Origin of the sequence: Saccharopolyspora sp. NFXS83, from assembly GCF_026241095.1 — a bacterium.
GTDB lineage: Bacteria > Actinomycetota > Actinomycetes > Mycobacteriales > Pseudonocardiaceae > Saccharopolyspora_C.
In genome coordinates this window covers 232,609-253,162 of the sequence record NZ_JAPFGB010000003.1, presented here as the reverse complement: position 1 = coordinate 253,162, position 20,554 = coordinate 232,609, and the positions used below count along the sequence as shown (strand labels likewise).

Here is a 20,554-nt window from a genome sequence, read left to right as displayed (position 1 = left end):
TCGACAGGGATCCCTAGGACGGCACGAGCGCGTTGGCGGCGAGCGGGACGCACTCGCACGTCACCGGCAACTTCGCGAAGCGCTCGCCGTCGGCGTATCCCGTGACGCCCGGCGTGGACAGGCGGACGCGGCTCGCCCGGTAGGTCGTGACCTGCGCGTGCTCGACGTGCGTACCGGGGTAGATCGTCGGCAGCAGGCGCACGATCTGGTCGCGCCGGGCCGCTCCGATGACGGTGACGTCGAACAGGCCGTCGTCGGGGACCGCGTCCGGGCAGATCCGCATGCCGCCGCCGTAGGTCTGGCCGTTGCCGACCGCGACCAGGATCGCCTGCGTGGACACCTCCCGGCCGTCCAGCTCCAGGACGTAGTCCAGCGGGCGCAGCGCCGCCAGCTCGACCAGCATCGCGAGGTTGTAGCGCAGCTTGCCGCGCGGCCACGTCAACCGGTTGGTGCGCTCGGTGACCAGGGCGTCGAAGCCACCGGCGAACGCCGTGCCGAACCAGCGGTCGCCGACCCGCCCGAGGTCGATCGGGCGGACCGCGCCGTCGAGCACCACCCGCGCGGCGGCGATCGGGTCGTGCCGCGGGATTCCCAGCATCCGGGCGTGGTCGTTGCCCGTTCCCGCCGGGATCACGCCGAACGGCGTGTCCGTTCCGGCGACCGCTTGCAGCGCGAGGTTGACGACCCCGTCGCCGCCGCAGGCCACCAGCGCGCCCGTCCCCGACTCGACGGCCCGGCGCGCGAGCGCCAGCGAATCCGCCTCGTCCCGCCCCACCAAGACCGAGGTCGACATCCCGGAGTCCCGCAGGTAGCGCAGCGCCTGCAGCGCGACCGCCGCCGTGCGCCCCTGGCCCGAGCGCGGGTTCACCAGCAGCGCGATGCCGGTGATCACGGGATCAGCTTGCCGGGGTTGAGCACGCCCGACGGGTCCACGGTGGACTTCACCGCGCGCAGCACCGCCACGCCGAGCTCGCCGATCTCGTCGGTCAGCCACTCGCGGTGGTCCAGGCCCACGGCGTGGTGGTGGGTGATGGTGGCGCCGGACCGGCTAATCGCGTCGCCCGCCGCCCGCTTCGCCTGCCTCCACTGGGAGACCGGGTCCGCACCGCGCCCGCAGGCGACCGTGAAGTACAGCGACGCGCCCGTCGGGTAGACGTGCGAGATGTGGCACATGACCAGCGGCGGAGTGCCCTGCGCCTGGAGCGACTCGGTGAGCGCCTCCCGCACCGCGTTGCAGGTCTCCTCCAGTCGGGACCAGGTGCTCGCGGTCTCCAACGTCTCCACCAAGGCGTTGACGTCGAGCAGCGCGTCGCGCAGGTACGGGCCGTGGTAGCGGCCGTGGTCCCACTTCTCGGCGGGCCCGGCGCCCAGCGTGGTGCCGCCCGACTCCGCCAGCAGCTCCCCCACCCGCTCGCGCACCGAGGTCCGGGCGCCTTCGTAGCGCGTGATCATCAAGCACCCGCCGGACCGCTCTCCGCCGCCGACGTCGTGGACGGTGGCGAGGTTGATCATCGTCTCCGCCTCGTCGGAGAGCCGGGCGACCGTCGGCAGCGCCCCCTCCTGCGCCAGCACGCGCAGCGCCGTCGCGCCGGTGGCGAAGTCCGGGAACGACCACGCCTCGGACTCCACCTCTCGGGGCTTCGGATGCACCCGGACGGTCACCTCGGTGATGATCCCCAGCGCTCCCTCCGACCCGAGGAACAGCTGCCGCAGGTCCGGCCCGGCCGCCGAGGCGGGAGCCCGGCCCAGGTCGAGTTCGCCGTTCGGGGTCGCGACGCGCAGCCGCACCACCATGCCGTCGAACCGGCCGTACCCGGCCGAGGCCTGCCCCGACGAACGGGTCGCCGCGAAGCCGCCGATGCTGGCGTGCTCGAAGCTCTGCGGGAAGTGGCCGAGGGTGTAACCGCGCCCGGCCAGCAGCTGCTCGGCCTCCGGGCCGCGCAGGCCTGCCTGCAAGGTCGCGGTCTGCGACTCCGCGTCGAGCTCCAGCAGACCGTCCAGCAGCCGCAGGTCCAGCGCGATGACCGAGGCGAATCCGCCGCGCTCCGGCTCGACGCCACCGACGACGCTGGTCCCACCCCCGAAGGGGACCACCGCCACCCGGTGCTCGGCGCACCGCGCCAGCAGCTCGCACACCTGCTCGTGGGAACCGGGCAGCACCACGGCGTCGGGCGCCGAGTCCGCTTCGCCCGCCCGGCGGCGCAGCAGGTCGGGGGTGCTCTTGCCCCCCGCGTGCAGCAGCCGCGCGTCGTCGTCGGTCCGCACGCCGTCGGCACCGACGATCGCGACCAGCGCGGAGCGGACGTCGTCCGGCAGTCGCGACTCCCCGACGCGCACTGCGGACCGGTCCACCGACGGCGTATCGCGACGCACCACACCGAGGCCCTGCTCGATCAGGGTGCGGATCTCCTCGGGCACGGGGCTCGCCCCTGCGGCGGTACCCCAGGCATTCCACTCCTGCTCCGGGGTGCGGTGCTCAAGCTCAGTCATGCGTTACAGTTTTACACATGACGTCAAGCCGTAACGACGATGCGATCCTCGACGCGGCGAAGCAGTGCGTGCTCGCGGTCGGCATGCGCCGCACCACGCTCGCGGAGATCGCCCGCCGCGCAGGCGTGAGCCGCCCGACCGTCTACCGGCGTTGGCCGGACGTGCGGACCCTGTCCGCGGACCTGCTCACCCGCGAACTCGTCGCGCTCCTGCCCGCCGACACCGGCGACGGTTCGCGCCGGCACGGCTTGGACCGGATCGTGCGCACCGTCTCGGCCGCGCGGGAACACCCGTTGTTTGTCAAGATCCTCGAAACCGACCCGGAACTGCTGACCACCTACGTGTTCGACCGGCTCGGCGCCAGCCAGCACCGCATCCTCGAACTGCTCACCACCGCGATCCGCAGCGGGCAGGCGGACCGGACGATCCGCTCCGGAGACCCGGACGAACTGGCCGCGATGGTCCTGCTGCTGGTGCAGTCCGCGGTCCTGTCCGCCCGCATCGTGTCCGAGGCGCTGCCCCCGGAACGCCTCGACGCGCAGCTGCACACCGTGCTCGACGCCTACCTCCGTCCCGAGGAGTGACTCCGATGACCTCGCTGAACGCCGCCCGGCGCACCAGGGACCTGACCGACCTGGCCGAGGGGGGCCAGGTCGACGTGCTCGTCGTCGGCGGCGGCGTGACCGGCGCGGGCGTCGCGCTGGACGCGGCGTCGCGCGGACTGAGCGTGGTGCTGGCCGAGAAGCACGACCTGGCCTTCGGCACCAGCCGGTGGAGCTCGAAGCTGGTGCACGGCGGACTGCGCTACCTGGCCTCCGGCAACGTCGGGATCGCCTACGAGAGCGCCGTCGAACGCCGGATCCTGATGGAGCGCACCGCGCCGCACCTGGTCCGCCCGCTCCCCCAGCTGGTGCCGCTGGTCTCGGGGGTCGGGGCGAAGCAGGCGGCGCTGGTGGCCGCCGGATTCGTCGCGGGCGACCTGCTGCGCCGCGGCTCCGGGACCCCCGGATCGGTGCTGGCCGCGCCGCGCCGGATCTCCCGCGTCGAGACGCGGCGGATGGTCCCCACCGTCCGGCAGGACCGGCTGCGCGGCGGACTGCTGTCCTGGGACGGCCAGCTCGTCGACGACGCGCGGCTGGTGGTCGGGATCGCGCGGACCGCGGCGGGGCACGGAGCGCGGATCCTGACCCGCTGCGCGGCCGAGCAGGTCACCGGCGACGGCGCCGTGCTGCGGGACCGGCTCACCGGCGAGGCGGTCGACGTCCGCGCCCGGAAGGTGATCAACGCGGCCGGGGTCTGGGCAGGCGAGGTGGCGCCCGGACTGCGCCTGCGGCCGAGCCGGGGCACCCACCTGGTCGTCTCCGACGCGGTGTTCGGCGGGCTCGACGCGGGGCTGACGGTGCCGATTCCCGGCACCACCAACAGGTTCGTGTTCGCATTGCCCGCCGGGCACGGCCGGGTCTACATCGGACTCACCGACGAGGAGCAGGACGGCCCGGTCCCCGACGTGCCGACGGCCTCCGCTGAAGAGATCACCTTCCTGCTGAAGACGGTCAACACCGTGCTGGCGCGGCCGATCCGCGAGGACGACGTGCTCGGCACGTACTCCGGCCTGCGCCCGCTGCTCGACGGCGGCGACGGGCAGAGCTCGGACCTCTCGCGCGAGCACGCGGTGCTCACCGGTGACAACGGCGTGATCAGCGTCGTGGGCGGGAAGCTGACGACCTACCGCAAGATGGCGCAGGACGCCGTGGACGCCACCGCGCTGACCGATCGGCCGTGCCGCACGAAGGCCCTGCCCTTGGCCGGAGCCGCGAACCCCGCGAAGCTGTCCGCGGTGGATGCTCCGAGCCGCCTGGTCTCCCGCTACGGGACGGAAGCGGCGTCCGTGGTCGCGGCGGCCGACGGCGATCGGCGGCTCCTGGAACCGATCGACGGCGTGGACGTCACCTCGGCCGAGCTCCGCTTCGCGGTGCGGCACGAGGGCGCGCTCGACGTGTCCGACCTGCTCGACCGGCGCACCCGCCTCGGCCTGGTCGCCGCCGACCGCGACCGCGCCACGGACGCCGCCGAGGAGGCGCTGCGCGCGGGCTGACCGGCATCGCGGACCGGTTCTGGCATGCTGGGATGTCTCTCGATCTTGCAGTGACCATGCTCGGTCCGCCGGAGCGAAGGGTGGCTTTGACGGCATGCTCGACGACATCACCGTTCGGAGCGCGGTCCCGCAGGACTACGACGTGATCGTGGGCGTGGTCGACGACTGGTGGGGACGCCCCGCCTCGCGGGACCTGACCAGGGTCTTCGTCGACCACTTCGGCTCCACCAGCCTGATCGCCGAGGCGGGCGGCACGATGGCGGGATTCGTCATCGGCTTCCTGTCGCCGTCCGACCCCGCGGTGGCCTACATCCACTTCACCGGCGTCGCACCGGAGTGGCGGCGTTCCGGGCTGGCCCGCGACCTGTACGAGCGGTTCTTCGCGATGGCGCGCGACGACGGCCGGACCGAGGTCAAGGCGATCACCTCACCGCAGAACGCCACGTCGATCGCGTTCCACCGAGCGGTGGGGTTCGCCGACTCCGACCCGGTCCCGGACTACGACGGCCCCTCGCTCGACCGCGTCGTGTTCACCCGCGAGCTGTGAGCTCCGCGCCTCCCCCGGCCGCCCACCGCTCGATGGCGCCGGTGTCGAGCGCGCCATCGGCGACGAGCACCCGCAGGCCGCGGTGCAGCGCGCCGCCCGGATCCAGCCGCACCGCGTCCGGAGCGGCGAGCTGCGAACCGACGCCCGGGTAGTCGCCGACCCGCACGAACCACGGATCGGCTCTGGACGCCGCATCGGTCCCGGTGAACACGAGGGTGTGGTCGTCGTCGGTCCAGGCGAGCCAGCGGGCAGCGGCGCCGTGCACCCGTTGCTCCCCCTCCCCCGCTTCGGTGCGCACCCGAGGTGCGACCGACGGCGGCAGGCGCCAGAAGAACCCTCCGTAGCCCGCGCCGGGGCAGCCGTTCGCGGCGGGGCCGGCGAGCCGCAGCCCCCGGCCGGTGGCGTTGGTGAGCGCGGTGGTCACCTCCAGTTCCCAGCCGTGCTCGACGAGCCGCGCCCGGACCCGCCGGTGCTCGTCGACCAGGCGCTCCCCGCCCGCGCCGCACCAGCGCGACCGCTGGTCGAACGCATCCGCGCGGACGTCGGCCAGCCCCACGTGCTCGATCCGCCCGTGATCGTCGAGGTCGACGTAACCCCGGTCGCGCACGAAAGTGGCGCCACCCCAGAGGTTCCAGCCGCCGACGTCCTGCAGCGCGATCGACAATCCCAGGTGCCACGGGTGATCAGCGGGCCGGACGTCGGTCACGGTGCGACCGCCCAGCGTGCGGATCGGGTGCAGGTGCGGACGCGGCCCGAGATGTGCGGGCAGCTCCGCGCCGTCGACGCACTCGGCCACGACCACACCGGCCAACCGCAGGCTCGCGATCATCGATTCCTCCACGACGGGTCCACTTCGGACAGCAGCAGCATCTCGCCGGCGGCGCGCACGACCGCCTCGTCCACCCCGGTCACCACGAAACGCGGGTGCGGGCCGACGCGATCGATCCACCGCCGCGACGGCGGGATCTCGCGCGGCTCGGGCGCGGTGCGCACCGCCTCCAGCACTTGCATGAACGGGCGGGTGGCCGCGGGCGGCACCAGCAGCGGTACCGATTCGTCGCGCACGTGGGCGATGAGGTTCTCCAGCAGGCCGGTGAACCCGTGCGTGCTGGTCCGCACCCGTCCGCCGGATTCCAGCCGGACCAGCCCCGTCCGGTACTCCAGCACGATCCGGCCGCCCGTGCCGTGCACCACGACGTAGGGCTCTACCTCCTCCTCCGCGCACAACGTGGCCGCGACGGTGATCGTGGTGCCGCGCGCGGTGATCAGGCGCAGGCAGGAGGTGTCGTCGGCCTCGATCGGATTCGCCCGGTACAGCTCCACTTCCCAGTCCCGCAACCGTTCGTCGCCGCGCACCCCGTCGAGGGCGAGCGCCGTCGCGGTGGCGTGCGCGAACGGGTTGGTCAGCGCGCCGTCGACGACCGCGGCGCCTTCCAGCGAACGCCGTCCGGCCCACGCCGCGCGGGCGTAGTACGCGGCGTCGCGCTGCCACGCCCCGGCCGCGCCGATCCCGCGCACCTCGCCGATCGCGCCGTCGTCGATCAGCGCGCGCACGTGGCCCAGCGCCTGCGAGCCGAGGCTCTGGAAGCCGATCTGGCACGCGCGGCCGGTGGCCGCCAGGCCCGCCGCCAGCCGGTCGAACTCGGCCAGCGTCGCCGCCGGTGGTTTCTCCAGCAGCACGTGCGAACCGGATTCGGCGGCAAGCAGCGCCAGGTCCGCGTGGGTGTGGATCGGGGTGCACACGATCGTCACGTCCGGCCGGACCCGGTCGAGCAGGTCTCCGAGGCCCGGCAGCACCGGGACGTCCCCGACGAGGTCGCGGTCCTCGTCCTCCGGCGGGCGCGGATCGCAGATCCCGGCCAGCCGCACCCCGGTGCCGCGGAGGCGCCGCAGTTCGCGCAGGTGCCAGCGCCCGTGGCCGTGCATGCCCGCCAGGACGACCGTGGTGGTGCCGCTCATCGAACCTCGCTAGGAATCTCCGGACCCCTGTCGGCGCGCATCGTAACGATCGAACGACCACTCCGGAAAGCGCATTCCACACGCCATCCTCGTGACCTGCGATGAATCCACCCTCGTGACGCCGCGGGTTCGAGCCGGGGTGTTGACAGCTCGACCCGGTACTTGTTCCATCTGGAAAGCGCTTACCCAGACCGCGTGCGTGAAAGCCCGGCCGATTCGGCCGCATGGCGGCCTGCATCCCGCTGATCGGAACAACGACGTCACCGGATCATGCCGAGGAGAACACATTGACCAGCGATACCGGGGAATCCCGCCCGGAAGCACCGGAGGATTCCCGCAGCACCTCCAGAAAGGCGGCGGCCAGCGGCTGGATCGGCAGCGCGCTGGAGTACTACGACTGGTTCGTCTACGCGCAGGCCGCCGCGTTGGTGTTCCCCAGCATCTTCTTCCCCGAGGGCAACCCCACCGTCGCCCTGGTCGCGTCGCTGGGCACCTACGCGGTCGGCTACGTCGCCCGCCCGATCGGCGCGATCGTGCTCGGCCACTGGGGTGACCGCCGGGGCCGCAAGAACGTGCTCGTCCTGGCGATGCTGCTGATGGGCCTGTCGACCTTCGCGGTCGCGCTGCTGCCCACCTACGGCCAAGTCGGCATGCTGGCGCCCGTGCTGCTGGTCCTGCTGCGGTTCGTGCAGGGCTTCGCGGTGGCCGGGGAGCTCAGCGGCGCCAGCGCCATGATCGTGGAGAACGCGCCGTTCGGCCGCCGCGGCTACTACGCGAGCTTCAGCCTGCACGGCACCCAGGCCGGGCAGATCATCGCCGCCGCGATGTTCCTGCCGCTGTCGGCGTTCCTGTCCGACGAAGCCTTCGACTCGTGGGGCTGGCGAGTCCCGTTCCTGCTCAGCGCGCTGGTCGTGTTCGCCGGGTACGTCATCCGGCGGCGCGTCGACGAGAGCCGTGTCTTCCTGGAGGCGAAGGAGGACCGCCGACGTGAGCGGCCACCGTTCGTCCAAGTGCTACGGGAGAGCGGCATGGACGTGGTGCGCGCCGCGTGCATGACGCTGGTCAACGTCATCGGCGTCGTCGTGTCCGTGTTCGGCGCCGCGTACGCGACGCAGCCCGGCTACGGCATCGAGATGGACAAGAGCGTCTACCTGTGGATCCCGGTGGTGGCCAACCTGGTGGCGCTGGCGTTCATCCCGTGGTTCGCGAGCCTGTCCGACAGGTTCGGCAGGCGCCCGCTGATGATCGTGGGCTCGCTGGGTTCCGGCGTGCTGTCCTACGCGTACCTGTGGTCGATCAGCCAGCAGAACGTGGCGCTGACGATCGTGCTGGCGATCCTCACCTGGGGACTGCTCTACCAGGTGTGGAACGCGACGTTCGCGGGCTTCTTCCAGGAGCTGTTCCCCGCTCGCACGCGGGTCACCGGGTTCGCCATCGCCCAGAACCTCGGGTTGGCGATCACCGCGTTCCTGCCGAGCATCTTCACGCTGGTCGCACCGCCCGGATCGGCGAACGTGCCGCTGACCGTCGGCACGCTGTGCTTCGCGATCACGATCGTCGGCGCGGTCGCAGCCTGGTCGGCCAGGGAGACCCACCGCATCCCGCTGGAGGAACTCGGTTCCAAGGACGCGAAGCCGATCCCCCGCGCCGAGTTCGACCGACGGCGCGCGGAATCCCGATGAGCACACGTCGGGTGGTCTTCGCTCTGCGCCTCGTCGGCGGCGAACCCGGTGAGCGGTGACCACCTGGGACACCGGCACCGCGACGGGTTCTCAGCGGCTTCCCCGCGAGGGCGGCGATCGTGCGCGTGGCCGAGCCACCCGCGAATGCGATCTCCCAGCGAGGAAGCCGCTGGGTTCCGACCCGGACCCCCGCGCAGCTCTCTGCGATCCCACGCGGGCGCTATCCTCGGAATACGCATTCCCCGTGGAAGGAGCGCCCGGTGCCGGCACGTGCAGCGACCCTCACCGACGTCGCCAAGGAGGCGGGCGTGTCGCTCGCGACGGCGTCCCGCGCGCTCAACGGCAGCGAACGCGTCGTCCGGGCCGAGCTGCACGCGCGCACGCTGCAAGCCGCCGCCCGGCTCGGCTACACGCCCAACGCCCAGGCCCAGTCGATGGCGCGGGGCTCCACCGACCTGGTGGGGCTGCTGGTCAACGACATCTCCGACCCGTACTTCTCCACCATCGCCGCCGGGTTGGCCAACGCCGCCGAGCAGCACGGACTGCTGGTGATGCTGTGCAGCACCGGCGGCAGGCCCGAACGCGAGCTGGAGCTGCTCGCGGCGCTGCGGCGCCAGCGCGGGCGCGCGATCGTGCTGGCGGGCAGCCGCACCAACGACCGCGCGCACCTGCGGGAGCTCGCGGCCCAGGTGGAACCGTTCACCGAGGCCGGCGGGCGGGTGGCCGCGATCAGCGAACCCCGGTTGCCGGTCGACACCGTGGTGGTCGACAACCGCCGGGGCGCCCACGACCTGGCGGTGGAGCTCGCCGATCTCGGCTACCGGCGTCCCGCCGTCCTCACCGGACCGGAGCGCCTGCTGGTCTCGCGCGATCGCCGCGACGGTTTCGCCGCGGGCTGGCGGAAATCCGCCGAGGGAGAACCGGTCTGCCTGGCCGAGGAGTTCACCCGCGCCGGCGGGTTCCGGGCGATGCACCGGCTGCTGGACGAGCACCCGGAGGTCGACTGCGCCTTCGCGATCAACGACCTGATGGCGCTGGGCGCGATGGCGGCCTGCCGGGAGCGCGGCGTGGACGTGCCGGGTGATCTCGCGGTCGCGGGCTTCGACGACATCTCGACGCTGCGCGACGTCACGCCGGGGCTGACCACGGTCCGGCTGCCGCTGACCGAGATGGGCGGCATGGCGCTGGACCTGGTGCTCAACGAAGCCGACGGCAAACCCCGCCGCCGCAAGGTGCGCGGCGAGGTCGTGGTCCGGGAGAGCACTCCCCCGCGTTGAGCCGTTCGGGCCGATCCGCGCAGTGGGGCGGGCGGCGGAACCTCAGCGGCTTCGCCGCCGGCGGGGCTCAGATCGAAGTCCCGTTCTGAGCGCCTTTCCACGATGGCGTCGCGCCGGGAATCGCCGTCCGTGGCACCTTGCCTCGCGAACAGACTTCCGCCTACGGTTTCGGTAAGCGCTTTCCAGAAAGGCGGTACCGCATGACGGAGCAAAGGCTGGGCGTCATCATGAACGGCGTCACCGGCAGGATGGGACACCGCCAGCACCTGGTCCGGTCGGTCCTGGCCATCCGGGAGCAGGGCGGTGTCGAGCTCTCCGACGGCAGCCGGGTGCGGCTCGACCCGATCCTGGTCGGCCGCAACGCCGAGAAGCTAGCGGAACTCGCCGAACGGCACGGCGTGGACCGGTGGACCACCGACCTCGACACCGCCCTGTCCGACGCCGAGGACGCGCTCTACTTCGACGCGCAGCTGACCAGCGTGCGGGAGCCCGCGATCACCAGCGCTATCGCCGCGGGCAAGCACATCTACACCGAGAAGCCGATCGCCGACGACGTCGAGGGCGCGCTGCGGCTGGCCCGCGCGGCGAGCGACGCGGGCGTGCGGGCCGGTGTGGTGCACGACAAGCTCTACCTTCCGGGCCTGTTGAAGCTGCGGCGCTTGGTGGAGAGCGGCTTCTTCGGCCGCGTCCTGTCGGTCCGCGGCGAATTCGGCTACTGGGTCTTCGAAGGCGACCTCCAACCGGCGCAGCGCCCGAGCTGGAACTACCGCAAGGAGGACGGCGGCGGCATCACCACCGACATGTTCCCGCACTGGAACTACGTGCTGGAGAACCTGTTCGGCCGGGTCGAGGCGGTCACCGCGCGCGTCGTCACGCACATCCCGCAACGCTGGGACGAGAGCGGCGACGCCTACCCTGCCACCGCCGACGACGCCGCCTACGGCATCTTCGAGCTCGACGGCGGGATCATCGCGCAGCTCAACTCCTCGTGGACGACCCGCGTGCACCGCGACGAGCTGGTGGAGTTCCACGTGGACGGCACGCACGGAAGTGCCGTCGCCGGGTTGCACCAGTGCCGCGCGCAGCACCGCGCCGCGACCCCGAAACCGGTGTGGAACCCCGACCTGGTGGAGCGCACCCCGTTCCGGGAGCAGTGGTCGCCCGTGCCGGACAACGGGGAGTTCGACAACGGTTTCAAAGCGCAGTGGGAGCAGTTCGTGCGCTTCCTGCACGACGACGGCGACCACCCCTACGACTTCCTGGCGGGAGTGCGCGGGCTGCGGCTCGCCGAGGCGGGGCTCACGTCCTCCCGCGAGGGACGCCGCGTCGAGCTGGGCGAGGTGGCGCCGTGACCGCGCTGCTGCTGCCCCGCGCGGACGGCACCCTCGTCGAGCACGTGCTCGCCCCGCCCCGGAGCTGGCCGGAACCCGACCGTCCACTCAGGACTCGCCTCGCCTACGCGGCGGTGCACGTGGTGCCCCGGGCGCTGGGCGAGAACGTGCCGGGAGCCCCCGCCGACATCGATTGGGAGTCGACCCTGGCGTACCGGCACCGCATCTGGTCCTACGGGCTCGGGGTCGCCGAGGCGATGGACACCGCGCAGCGCGGCATGGGCGTCGGCTGGACGCAGGCGGCCGAGCTCATCCGGCGCTCGGCCGCCGAGGCGCGAGCCGCCGGTGGCGCGATCGCCGCCGGGGCGGGAACCGACCAGCTCGACCTCGACGGGCTCCCGTCCGGGCGAGCGGGCCTGGACGCGGTGCTGGCGGCCTACCGCGAGCAGCTGGAGGTCGTGGCGGACAGCGGTGCCACGGCCATCGTGATGGCCTCGCGCGCGCTGGCCGCGATCGCGCGCTCCGCGGCGGACTACGCCGCGGTGTACGGCGCGCTGCTCGACGAGGCCGACGCGCCGGTGATCCTGCACTGGCTGGGGCCGATGTTCGACCCGCTGCTCACCGGGTACTGGGGCAGCGAGGACGTGGCGGTGGCGACGACGACGTTCCTGGAGATCATCCGGGCGCGGCCGGAGAAGGTCGACGGCGTGAAGGTCTCGCTGCTCGACGCCGAGCACGAGATCGCGCTCCGGCCCGCTCTGCCGGAGGGCGTGCGCCTCTACACCGGCGACGACTTCAACTACCCCGAGCTGATCGTGGGCGAAGGCACCGACCATTCGGACGCGCTGCTGGGCGTGTTCGCGGCCATCTACCCGGCCGCCTCCGCCGCGATCCAGGCCCTCGACCGCGACGACCCGGGGACCGCGAAGTCCATTCTGGACAGCACGGAACCGTTGGGACGACTCCTGTTCGAGGCGCCGACGTTCCACTACAAGACCGGGATCGCGTTCCTGTCGTGGCTCAACGGCCACCAACCCGGCTTCGCCATGGCCGGTGGTCTGCACGCCGGCCGGTCGGTCCCCCACCTCGCCGAGGTGCTCCGGTCGGCCGACCGCGCGGGCCTGCTGCTCGATCCCGGCCTGGCGGCCCACCGGATGCGGCAGTTCCTCGCGGTGAACGGAGTGCGGACATGACCGGCGATCTGGCGAGGCTGTCGCTGAACACGGCGACCACGAAGCGGTGGACGCTGCGCGAAGCGATCGACGGCGCGGCGCGGGCCGGACTGCCCGCGGTCGGGCTGTGGCGCGACCGGGTCGCCGAGGCGGGGTTGGAGGCGGCGGCGAAGACCGTGCGCGACGCGGGACTGCGGGTCTCCAGCCTGTGCCGGGGCGGATTCCTCACCGCCGCCGATCCGGCGGGGGTGCGAGCGGCGCTGGCGGACAACCAGGCGGCGATCGTCGAAGCCGCCGCGCTGAACACGGACGCGTTGATCCTGGTCGTGGGCGGTCTGCCGAACGGCGATCGTAACCTCGCCGGAGCGCGCGCCCGAGTGGCCGACCGGCTCGCCGAACTCGCTCCGTTCGCCCGCGAGCACGGCGTGCGCCTGGTGCTCGAACCCCTGCACCCGATGTACGTGGCCGACCGCGCGGTGCTCTCCACGCTGGACCAAGCGCTGGACCTGGCCGCACCGCACCCGCCGGACGCGGTGGCCGTGGTCGTCGACACCTTCCACGTCTTCTGGGACCCGAACCTGGCCCACGGCATCGCACGCGCCGGTCACGAGAACCGCATCGCCGCCTACCAGGTGTGCGACTTCAACCTCCCCATCGCGGCCGACGCCCTGCTGTCCCGCGGCATGATGGGCGACGGCGTCATCGACTTCACCCCGATCACCCGCGCGATAGCCGACACGGGCTACACCGGCGACGTCGAAGTGGAGATCTTCAACTCCGACATCTGGTCCGCCCCCGGCGACGAAGTGATCACAACGATGACCGCCCGCTACCGAGAACTCGTCCTCCCCCACCTGACCGCCTGATCCGTTGTCCCCACCAGCCCATCTGTGATCACACGTCGCCACCGACAGCCCTTGGACCACCCGCTGAAAGCCGCAATCCTGCGCCGATCGGACGACGAACAACGGCCGAGAACGCTGCTCCGAACGTCAGCCGACAGGCGGCAGACAGCGGCGCGATCCGTGTGGTGAGTTGAGAACGCCGAGACGATCAAGCACCGGTGGAGGGCGAGTGAAGATCCATGCCGCGCTGAAGAACCTCAACCAGGAATCGGACGTACTGTTCCAGTCGTCCTCAGCCCTGGCTGACCGGGTTCGCACCCGCCCCGCGAAACTCGACCGCGGACGAATCAAGAACGGACAACAGCCGCATGCTCGCCCGAAGCAGGTCACTCCCGTCCCGGGAGTGCGCCCGGGAGACCACATGTCGGTCACCCCCTGGCAGGTACTGCACACCTTCGCTCGCGCCACCGCCCTCGCCGGACAAGGTTCCGCCCGTGCGCTGGCACAGCACTGGGATTGCCTGCGTTATGTGACGTCACTCGATGCAGCCTCACGAGGCCGGCTGAGGCTGAGCGGGGACGGCAATGATTTGAACTACCACCGGAAAGCGGTCCAGGCGCGAGACCTCGGAACTTCGTTCGGCTTGGCCGCCGCCCAGCACGTCCTGCGACAGCAGTACCCCGATTACCGGTTCGACTCCCTTGACGCCGAACTCGTGCTCACGGCGTTCTGCGGGGTGAGAAGCGGAAAACCCGCAGCGGGTACCACGGCGACGAGACCGAACTACTTCCTCGTCGGGCGCAAACCCGGAAGTCCCCCACGGCTCGTAGCAATCGACACCAGAGGTTCCCACAGCAGACCCGATTCCCTCCACGGCCAGCTGGTGCTGTCCCAACAGCGCGTGCACACGATACTGATCGGCGAATCAGATCTCCGCGGGAATCCTGTTCCTGCACTGATGACGGCCACGGGACTGCGCCACGGCAACGACATCGAGACCCGTCTGCTTGCTGCTGAGGGGAACGGCGTCCTCGCCGCTGCGGATGTGTCCCTGCCCGCCGAGGACCTCAATCTCCCACCATGGATCACCTGCATCGACGCTGATGGGCGGCAGAGTTCGCGCCCGGGGTTCGCTGTTCCTGAAGACCGCCGGGGATGGTTGTCCCGGCTCCTGGTCCGAACCAGCGCTGCTTCCCTGCTCACCTTCGCAGGCGACCGCGCGGCAGCGAGCGATCTCCTGACGGAGCGCCAACGCAAACGCCTCGGAACGACCGGGGCCGACTCGGTACCGGGAGCTCAGGGTGACGCCAGCATCACCCTCGGCGGGATGTCGTTCGTGGGCACCGATCAGGTGTTCCGGTTGAAGGGACGTCGGGTCGAGGTGTACTCCGCACTCCTCGCCGATCAGTACGACCTGCTGGCGGCTGGACGGCTCGACGAGCACGAAGCACGCGTACCGACCGCGCTGAAGGCCTGGCACCGCAACAAGACGAGCGCCGAACGGGAGTGGAAGGGACACGTGCACATGGATGCGAGTGGAGCGCTGCTGGCCATCCGCGTTCGACGCCAGAGCAACCGGCCGCTCTCCTAACCCCCTACCGCCCCACCGCCGAGAGCGGGATCTCACCCGAGCCGCGGGCGCGCAGGTTCAGCGGGAGGGTCAGGGTCGCGCCGGTTCCGGCCGTGCCGTCGAGCTGCTTGAACAACTCCTCGGTGGCGGTGCGGGCGATGGCGGCGGGGGCCTGGTCGACGACGGTGACCGCCGGGTACAGGGACTCGGCCATCGGGAAGTCGCCGAAGCTGATGAAGGCGATGTCGGGGCGCCCGCGCGCGTGCAGCGCGGGCACCACGCCGAGCGAGCAGCGCGCGTTCGACGAGAGCACCGCCGTGGGCGGCTCCAGCGAGCGCAGCAGGTCGTCGAGTGCGCTGCGGGCTTCCGCCGCACTGGACAAGCCGGTCTTGACGAGGTGCTCGTCCACCCCGACTCGGGAGGACTCCATGGCGCTGCGGTAGCCGCGGATCCGCTCGCCGGTGGTGTAGACGTCGGGCCGGTCGCCGATGAGCGCGATCCGGGTGTGCCCGGAGTGCAGCAGGTGCCGGGTCGCGGCTTCCGCCGCGCCGAAGTCGTCCCCGAGGACGGTGGTGCCGAGCCCGGTCACCGGCCGCGCCGGACGGTCCGCGAAGACCACCGGCGTGTTGCCCGCGACGGCGCGCAGGTAGCTCTGGTCGCGGCTCACCGGAACCATGATCAGGCCGGAGACCTGGCGCTGCAGCAGGCTTTCCACCAGCCCGTGCTCGCGTTCCGGGTCACCGCCGACGCTGGAGACGAGCACCGCGTGGCCGCGTTCCAGCGCGCTCTGCTCGATGACGCTGGCCATCTCGGCGAAGAACGGGTCCGACAGCGATTCCAGCACCACGCCGATCGCCTCGTCGCGGCCCACCCGCAGCGAGCGGGCGTGGAAGTTCGGCCGGTAGTTCAGCTCCTCGATGGTGGCCTGCACCTGGTCGCGGGTGCCTTCGGAGACCCCGGCCGCCCCGTTGATCACCCGGGAGACGGTCTTCGGGCTCACCCCGGCCGCGGTGGCCACGTCGTAGAGCGTGACGTTGCCTCCAGGCACGCCGGTTTCCTTCCACTCAGGCCGCTCCGGTCCAGCTCGGCGAGCTGCTCGGCGGTCGGCCGCGTCGCGTCCACCCTAACGTGCGGCGTGATCGGCGGGGCCGCCCGCGCGGCCAGCACCTTCGCCGGGTCGGCGAGCTTGTCGGCGTCGCGTTCGGCGGCCCGCCCGCGCATCCGGGACAGGATCACCTCCGGCGGGCTGTCCATCCAGACCAGCACCGGGTCGGCGCCCGCGGCGCGGAACCGCTCGGTGGCGGCCGTCCACGAAGCGGGGTCGGCACGTTCGGCGGTGAACGGCGCGACGAGCACCGCGGAGGTGCCGACCCGCACCGAGTCCAACGCCGTGGCCAGCAGGGACTCGTAGCGCGCACCGCGGGCGTGCTCCCGCATCCACGGGTGGTCCAGCGCCGCCCCCGCGCCGCTGACCTCGCCCAGCAGGGAGGTCAACGGCCCGGTGACGACGTCGAGGTCCAGCAGCGCGGCACCCAGCCGTTCGGCCAGCGCCCCGGCCAGCGTGGTCTTGCCGCTGGCCGGAGCACCGGAGACGAACACCGCGAGCGGGCTCATTTCCGCGCCCTGGCCCGCAGGATCTCCTCGACCTCTTCGAGCGTGCGGTTGCGGGTCTCCGGCAGGTACTTCTTCAGGTAGAAGAAGCCGATCAGGCCGAACAGGGCGTAGAGCCAGAACAGCCCGCTGGGCGTGAACGCTTCGAAGGCGCTCAGCACGGTCAGCGAGATGATCAGGTTCAGGCCCCAGTGGGTGAACATGCCGAAGCTGCCGGCCTTGCCGCGCAGCGCGGTCGGGAAGATCTCGCTGTTGATCAGCCACATGGCGAGTCCGATGCTGGCCGAGAACATCGCCTCGTAGGTGATCAGCAGCGCGACCAGCGCGACGCCCCACCCGCCGCTGAGGTCTGTCACCGCGTAGAGCAGGCCGATCCCCACCAGCGAGATGACGACCCCGCCGAGACCCACCAGCAGCAGCGGGCGGCGCCCGATCCGGTCGACCAGCAGCAGCCCGACGAGGGTGAACGCCACGTTGGCCACGCCGATGCCCACCGACGACAGGATCGCCGCCGACGCCCCGAACCCGGCCTTGGTCAGCAAGGTCGGCGCGTAGTAGGTGATCGCGTTGACGCCGACCAGCTGGTTCACCGCGGCCACGCCGATGCCGAGGTAGATCGCCGGGCGCATCGCGGGCTTGAGCACGTCCCGGTAGGTCACGCCGTCCTCGGCGGTGACCGCCGAGGACAACGTCCGCAGCTCCGATTCGACCCGGTCAGGACCGACGATGCGCCGCAGCACCTCGCGCGCTTCCGGCAGCCGCCCGCGCGAGACGAGCCAGCGGGGGCTCTCCGGCAGCCGGAACAGGCCGGCGAACATCAGCAGCGACGGCAGTCCGGCCAGCCCCAGCATCCAGCGCCACGCGCCCGCTTCGGCGAGCACGTACCCGGACATGTAGGACAGCAGGATCCCGGAGCTGATCATGATCTGGTTGATCGACACCAGGCTGCCGCGCTTCTCCGGCGGCGCGATCTCGGCGATGTAGGCGGGCACCGACAACGACGCCGTACCGATGGCGAAGCCGAGCAGCAGCCGCGAACCGAGCAGCGTCGGCAGATCCGGTGCCAGCGCCGAGATCACCGCACCGGCGGTGAACACCACGCTGGTGATCGACAGGGTGCGCCTGCGTCCCAGGGCGTCGGCGATGACGCCGCCGAGCCCGACGCCGACGATCGCCCCGACCAGCAGCGAGGCCACCACGACCTGCTGCCACAGCTCGGAGAGCTGGAACTCAGGGGCGATGTAGAGCAGGGCCGCCGAGATGACGCCGGTGTCGTAGCCGAACAGCAGCCCGCCGAGCGCCGCGACGAGCGCGGCTCCGGTGACGGCCTTCCCGGCGGCGCGGGAGGGTGGTGCGGGATCGAGTGACGTGGTGGCCACGGTCGAACCTCATTTCTCCGGCGACGCTGCCGGGAAAGAGCGGTGCGGAATCTTCAGAGTCGTTCGTCGTCCTGCCAGCGGCGGAGCCGCTGCGCAGTGACCGGCTTGAGCAAGCCGACGACCGGCGGGTTCTCAGCGGCTTCCTCGCGAGAGCGGCGATGTCGCCGTGCCGGCAGCTCCGCCACATCGCGGCGAAGGGGCGGCGAGGAAACCGCTGAGGTTGCGCTGAACGACCCGCTGCGCGGACCGTCCATCGGCTTCCCGGTCAGGCGGCGGTGATCGAGGTCCAGGGAGTGGCGCGGCCCTGGATGGCCGTCACGCACTGATCGAGCCTGCGGCGGGCCGTGTCGGCGAGGAAGGGGCGGCGGTCGGGCTGGTCCAGCGCCACCGCGTCCTTCCAGAAGGCGCGCCCGGCGATGAAGCCGGAGGCGCCGCCTTCGTCGCAGGAGATCCGCAGCACGTCCTGGAACTCGTCGAAGCCGACCCCGGCGGAGAGCACGACCCACGGGACGGTGACGACCTCCGCGAGCCGGCGGCACGCCTCGGCCGAACCCGGGTACTCCAGCTTCAGCAGGTCGGGCTTGAGCTCGTCGAGCGCGCGGGCGGACTCGATGATCGCGTCGGCGCGGGCCTGCGGGGACAGCTCGCCCTCACCGGGCAGCGGGTAGATCAGGTTCTCGATCACCGAGGGCACGCCGTCGGCGCGGCAGTCCGCGACGACCTCCGCGGCTGCGTCGACCGCCTCCGCCGAGACGTCCCGGCCGCCGAGCTCGCGGTCCCGGTCCGCGCGCAGCTGGACGAAGAACTTCACGGCGTGCCCGCCCATGTCGCGCACCCACCGGGCGTTCTGCGCGGGCTCGCGGCGGGTCAGCGGCTCGTCGCCGAACTTCCCGCGGTCGGACGGCTCGGCGGCGACCGCGAGCCCGGCGCCGGGTGCGAGGTTGCCGTCCTCGACGGCGGCCGGAACACCGAAGTCGGGGTCGACGAGCAGGCCGCTCGCGCTGGGCGAGAGCCCGCCGACCACGTCCCCCTTGAACCGGCGCAGCAGGTCGTCGTCGATGGGCTGGTTCGCGGCGGTGAACATGCGCCGCAAGGTGTTGCGCTGGTCGAGCGCGACGATGGCGAAGGTGCCGTCGGACTGGGCGATGTCGGCGAGGGCCGCGGTCATGGTTGCGCTCCGATGGTGTCGAGGGTGTTCTCGGTGAAATGACGGGCGATGTCCACTGCGGACACCGCGGTCTCGCCGTCGGCGTGCGCGGCGGCACGGGCGGCGAAGATGGCTGCGCCGTAGGCGCTGGGCTGGTCGATGCGCGAGTAGGCGATTTCGGGGAGGCTGCGCTGCTTCGCGGCGCGGAAGCTGCCCATCCGGGTCCAGCCGCCCGCGGCGGTGACGTGCTCGTGCGGCCCGGCTTCCGCGGCCATCAGCGCGATCACGGCGTCGGTCTCCGCCATGGCGTGCGACAGCGCCGCCGACCACACCCGCAGCGGTGTCGCGTCGTCCCCGCCGAGCCGCACGTCGACGTGCTCGCTGCGGGCGTGCGCACCGCTGACCTGGACGGCTCCGCCTTCGGGAGGTGCGCTGAGCCACTGCTCGTCGAGTTCCGCCCGGCCCGGTTGTTCCTTGCGGCCCACCAGCGCGAGGACCTGGTCCAGCAGCAGGCCGCCGCGAGTGCCGCCGAGCAGGATCCAGCGGCCCGGCAGGACGTGCATCCCTTGCGCGATGCCTTCGCCGGTGAGCCGTGCGCGCTGGTCGTCGCGCAGCGGCGCGGAAGCGACGCGCAGCAGCGCCTCGGAGGTGCCGCACGAGTCGAACAGGTGCTCGCCGTGCCAGACACCGCTGGCGACCGAGGCGACCGGGTGGTCGTGCCCGGCGACGCTGAGCACCGCGCCGCGCACCGGCTCCGGGACCGCGGGGTGGTCGACGTTGCCGATCGGCGTCCCGGCGGGGGTGAGCGGCGGCAACACCGCGGCGGGCAGCCCCAGGTGCTCCAGCGCCGGGGTCCACGGCGCCTGGGTCGCCTGGTCGAGCAGCCCGGTCCGGGAGGCGAGGGACGGTTCGGTGACCGCCGCGCCGCCCAGCGCGTGCGCGACGTACTCGGGAACGTTGAGCCAGCGCCCGGCTCGTCGCGGGGACAGGCCCTGCTCGACGAGCCGGTTCAGCTTCGCGAACGAGCACAGCGGGCTCAGCGGCAGTCCCGTGTGCGCGCTGAACTCGCGCGCCAGATCTCCGGGCAGAGCGGCGAGTTCGGCTCCGCCGCGCTGGTCGAACCACGCGATGATCGGGTGCAGCGGGGTGCCGCCGTGATCGAGCAGGACCCCGGACTCGGCCATCCCGGTGATCGCGACGGCCGCGACGCGGAGGCCGTGGGCGGACCGCTCTGCCACCTGCACGGCACCGGCCATCGTGGACAGGACCCTGCTCAGGAGCAGCTCGGCGGGCAGTTCGCTGTGCCCGTCGGCGGTGCGGCGCCAGTCGGTCGGCGTGCGCCGGAGGCTCAACGTCCCGCCGCGCCGATCGGTGACGAGCACTTTGATCTCGGTGCTGCCCACGTCGATGCCGACGACCGCTTCGGTCGTTGCGAACTCCACCTCGGCA

General features: G+C 72.1%; 18 protein-coding genes. 9 read left to right on the top strand and 9 right to left on the bottom strand.

The features are described from left to right. Positions 1-13: 13 nt before the first annotated feature. Together OOZ19_RS04880 and OOZ19_RS04875 are read right to left on the bottom strand one after the other, a co-directional pair. Positions 14-892: a diacylglycerol kinase gene (locus OOZ19_RS04880; RefSeq protein ID WP_266088693.1), complete on the bottom strand. Its 879-nt coding sequence runs from the start codon at positions 890-892 to the stop codon at positions 14-16. Then, positions 889-2,490 carry an FAD-binding oxidoreductase gene (locus tag OOZ19_RS04875; protein WP_266088691.1) on the bottom strand — a complete coding sequence of 534 codons (1,602 nt, stop codon included), beginning with the start codon at positions 2,488-2,490 and terminating at the stop codon, positions 889-891. The genes OOZ19_RS04880 and OOZ19_RS04875 overlap by 4 nt, the downstream gene beginning before the upstream one ends. A 17-nt stretch (positions 2,491-2,507) precedes the next feature. Between OOZ19_RS04875 and OOZ19_RS04870 the strand changes: the two genes are divergently transcribed. From OOZ19_RS04870 to OOZ19_RS04860, 3 genes are all read left to right on the top strand, one after another. Beyond that, the gene (locus tag OOZ19_RS04870; protein WP_266088690.1) at positions 2,508-3,074 is read left to right on the top strand and encodes a TetR/AcrR family transcriptional regulator; all 567 of its coding nucleotides are present in this window, start codon (positions 2,508-2,510) and stop codon (positions 3,072-3,074) included. Positions 3,075-3,079: 5 nt separating this feature from the next. Continuing rightward, positions 3,080-4,585, top strand: a complete 1,506-nt coding sequence (locus OOZ19_RS04865) for a glycerol-3-phosphate dehydrogenase/oxidase (protein WP_266088688.1) — start codon at positions 3,080-3,082, stop codon at positions 4,583-4,585. 94 nt (positions 4,586-4,679) lie between these two features. Continuing rightward, a complete protein-coding gene (locus OOZ19_RS04860) occupies positions 4,680-5,132 on the top strand; it encodes a GNAT family N-acetyltransferase (RefSeq protein WP_266088686.1) in 453 nt (150 codons plus the stop codon). Here the strand turns inward: OOZ19_RS04860 and OOZ19_RS04855 are convergent. Then, entirely contained in the window at positions 5,116-5,961 is an 846-nt protein-coding gene (locus tag OOZ19_RS04855) for a DUF6807 domain-containing protein (protein WP_266088684.1), read from the bottom strand. The genes OOZ19_RS04860 and OOZ19_RS04855 overlap by 17 nt on opposite strands. After that, positions 5,958-7,091, bottom strand: coding sequence for a Gfo/Idh/MocA family protein (locus OOZ19_RS04850; protein ID WP_266088682.1), 1,134 nt, complete (start codon positions 7,089-7,091; stop codon positions 5,958-5,960). The genes OOZ19_RS04855 and OOZ19_RS04850 overlap by 4 nt, the downstream gene beginning before the upstream one ends. 287 nt (positions 7,092-7,378) lie before the next feature. Between OOZ19_RS04850 and OOZ19_RS04845 the strand changes: the two genes are divergently transcribed. The 6 genes from OOZ19_RS04845 to OOZ19_RS04820 all read left to right on the top strand — a co-directional run bounded on the left by OOZ19_RS04845 (position 7,379) and on the right by OOZ19_RS04820 (position 14,989). After that, the gene (locus tag OOZ19_RS04845; protein ID WP_266088680.1) at positions 7,379-8,773 is read left to right on the top strand and encodes an MFS transporter; all 1,395 of its coding nucleotides are present in this window, start codon (positions 7,379-7,381) and stop codon (positions 8,771-8,773) included. A gap of 260 nt (positions 8,774-9,033) precedes the next feature. Further along, positions 9,034-10,050: a LacI family DNA-binding transcriptional regulator gene (locus OOZ19_RS04840; RefSeq protein WP_266088678.1), complete on the top strand. Its 1,017-nt coding sequence runs from the start codon at positions 9,034-9,036 to the stop codon at positions 10,048-10,050. Positions 10,051-10,250: 200 nt separating this feature from the next. Further along, positions 10,251-11,402 (top strand): Gfo/Idh/MocA family protein, encoded by a 1,152-nt coding sequence (locus tag OOZ19_RS04835; protein WP_266088676.1) that lies wholly within the window; start codon positions 10,251-10,253, stop codon positions 11,400-11,402. After that, positions 11,399-12,574 (top strand): dihydrodipicolinate synthase family protein, encoded by a 1,176-nt coding sequence (locus OOZ19_RS04830; protein ID WP_266088674.1) that lies wholly within the window; start codon positions 11,399-11,401, stop codon positions 12,572-12,574. Before OOZ19_RS04835 ends, OOZ19_RS04830 begins: the two co-directional genes overlap by 4 nt. After that, the gene (locus tag OOZ19_RS04825; RefSeq protein WP_266088672.1) at positions 12,571-13,419 is read left to right on the top strand and encodes a sugar phosphate isomerase/epimerase family protein; all 849 of its coding nucleotides are present in this window, start codon (positions 12,571-12,573) and stop codon (positions 13,417-13,419) included. Before OOZ19_RS04830 ends, OOZ19_RS04825 begins: the two co-directional genes overlap by 4 nt. Positions 13,420-13,627: 208 nt before the next feature. Beyond that, positions 13,628-14,989 (top strand): hypothetical protein, encoded by a 1,362-nt coding sequence (locus OOZ19_RS04820; RefSeq protein WP_266088670.1) that lies wholly within the window; start codon positions 13,628-13,630, stop codon positions 14,987-14,989. A gap of 4 nt (positions 14,990-14,993) precedes the next feature. On the opposite strand, the gene OOZ19_RS04815 is transcribed toward OOZ19_RS04820, so the two are convergent. The 5 genes from OOZ19_RS04815 to OOZ19_RS04795 all read right to left on the bottom strand — a co-directional run bounded on the left by OOZ19_RS04815 (position 14,994) and on the right by OOZ19_RS04795 (position 20,547). Further along, positions 14,994-16,016: a LacI family DNA-binding transcriptional regulator gene (locus OOZ19_RS04815; protein WP_266088668.1), complete on the bottom strand. Its 1,023-nt coding sequence runs from the start codon at positions 16,014-16,016 to the stop codon at positions 14,994-14,996. Continuing rightward, on the bottom strand, positions 15,965-16,582 hold the full coding sequence (locus tag OOZ19_RS04810) for a P-loop nucleotide/nucleoside kinase family protein (RefSeq protein WP_266088666.1): 618 nt from the start codon (positions 16,580-16,582) through the stop codon (positions 15,965-15,967). Before OOZ19_RS04810 ends, OOZ19_RS04815 begins: the two co-directional genes overlap by 52 nt. Beyond that, the gene (locus OOZ19_RS04805) at positions 16,579-17,958 is read right to left on the bottom strand and encodes a sugar porter family MFS transporter (protein WP_266088664.1); all 1,380 of its coding nucleotides are present in this window, start codon (positions 17,956-17,958) and stop codon (positions 16,579-16,581) included. Before OOZ19_RS04805 ends, OOZ19_RS04810 begins: the two co-directional genes overlap by 4 nt. Positions 17,959-18,223: 265 nt before the next feature. Then, positions 18,224-19,126, bottom strand: coding sequence for a hypothetical protein (locus OOZ19_RS04800; protein ID WP_266088662.1), 903 nt, complete (start codon positions 19,124-19,126; stop codon positions 18,224-18,226). Beyond that, a complete protein-coding gene (locus tag OOZ19_RS04795; RefSeq protein ID WP_266088660.1) occupies positions 19,123-20,547 on the bottom strand; it encodes an FGGY-family carbohydrate kinase in 1,425 nt (474 codons plus the stop codon). Before OOZ19_RS04795 ends, OOZ19_RS04800 begins: the two co-directional genes overlap by 4 nt. Positions 20,548-20,554 lie beyond the last annotated feature (7 nt).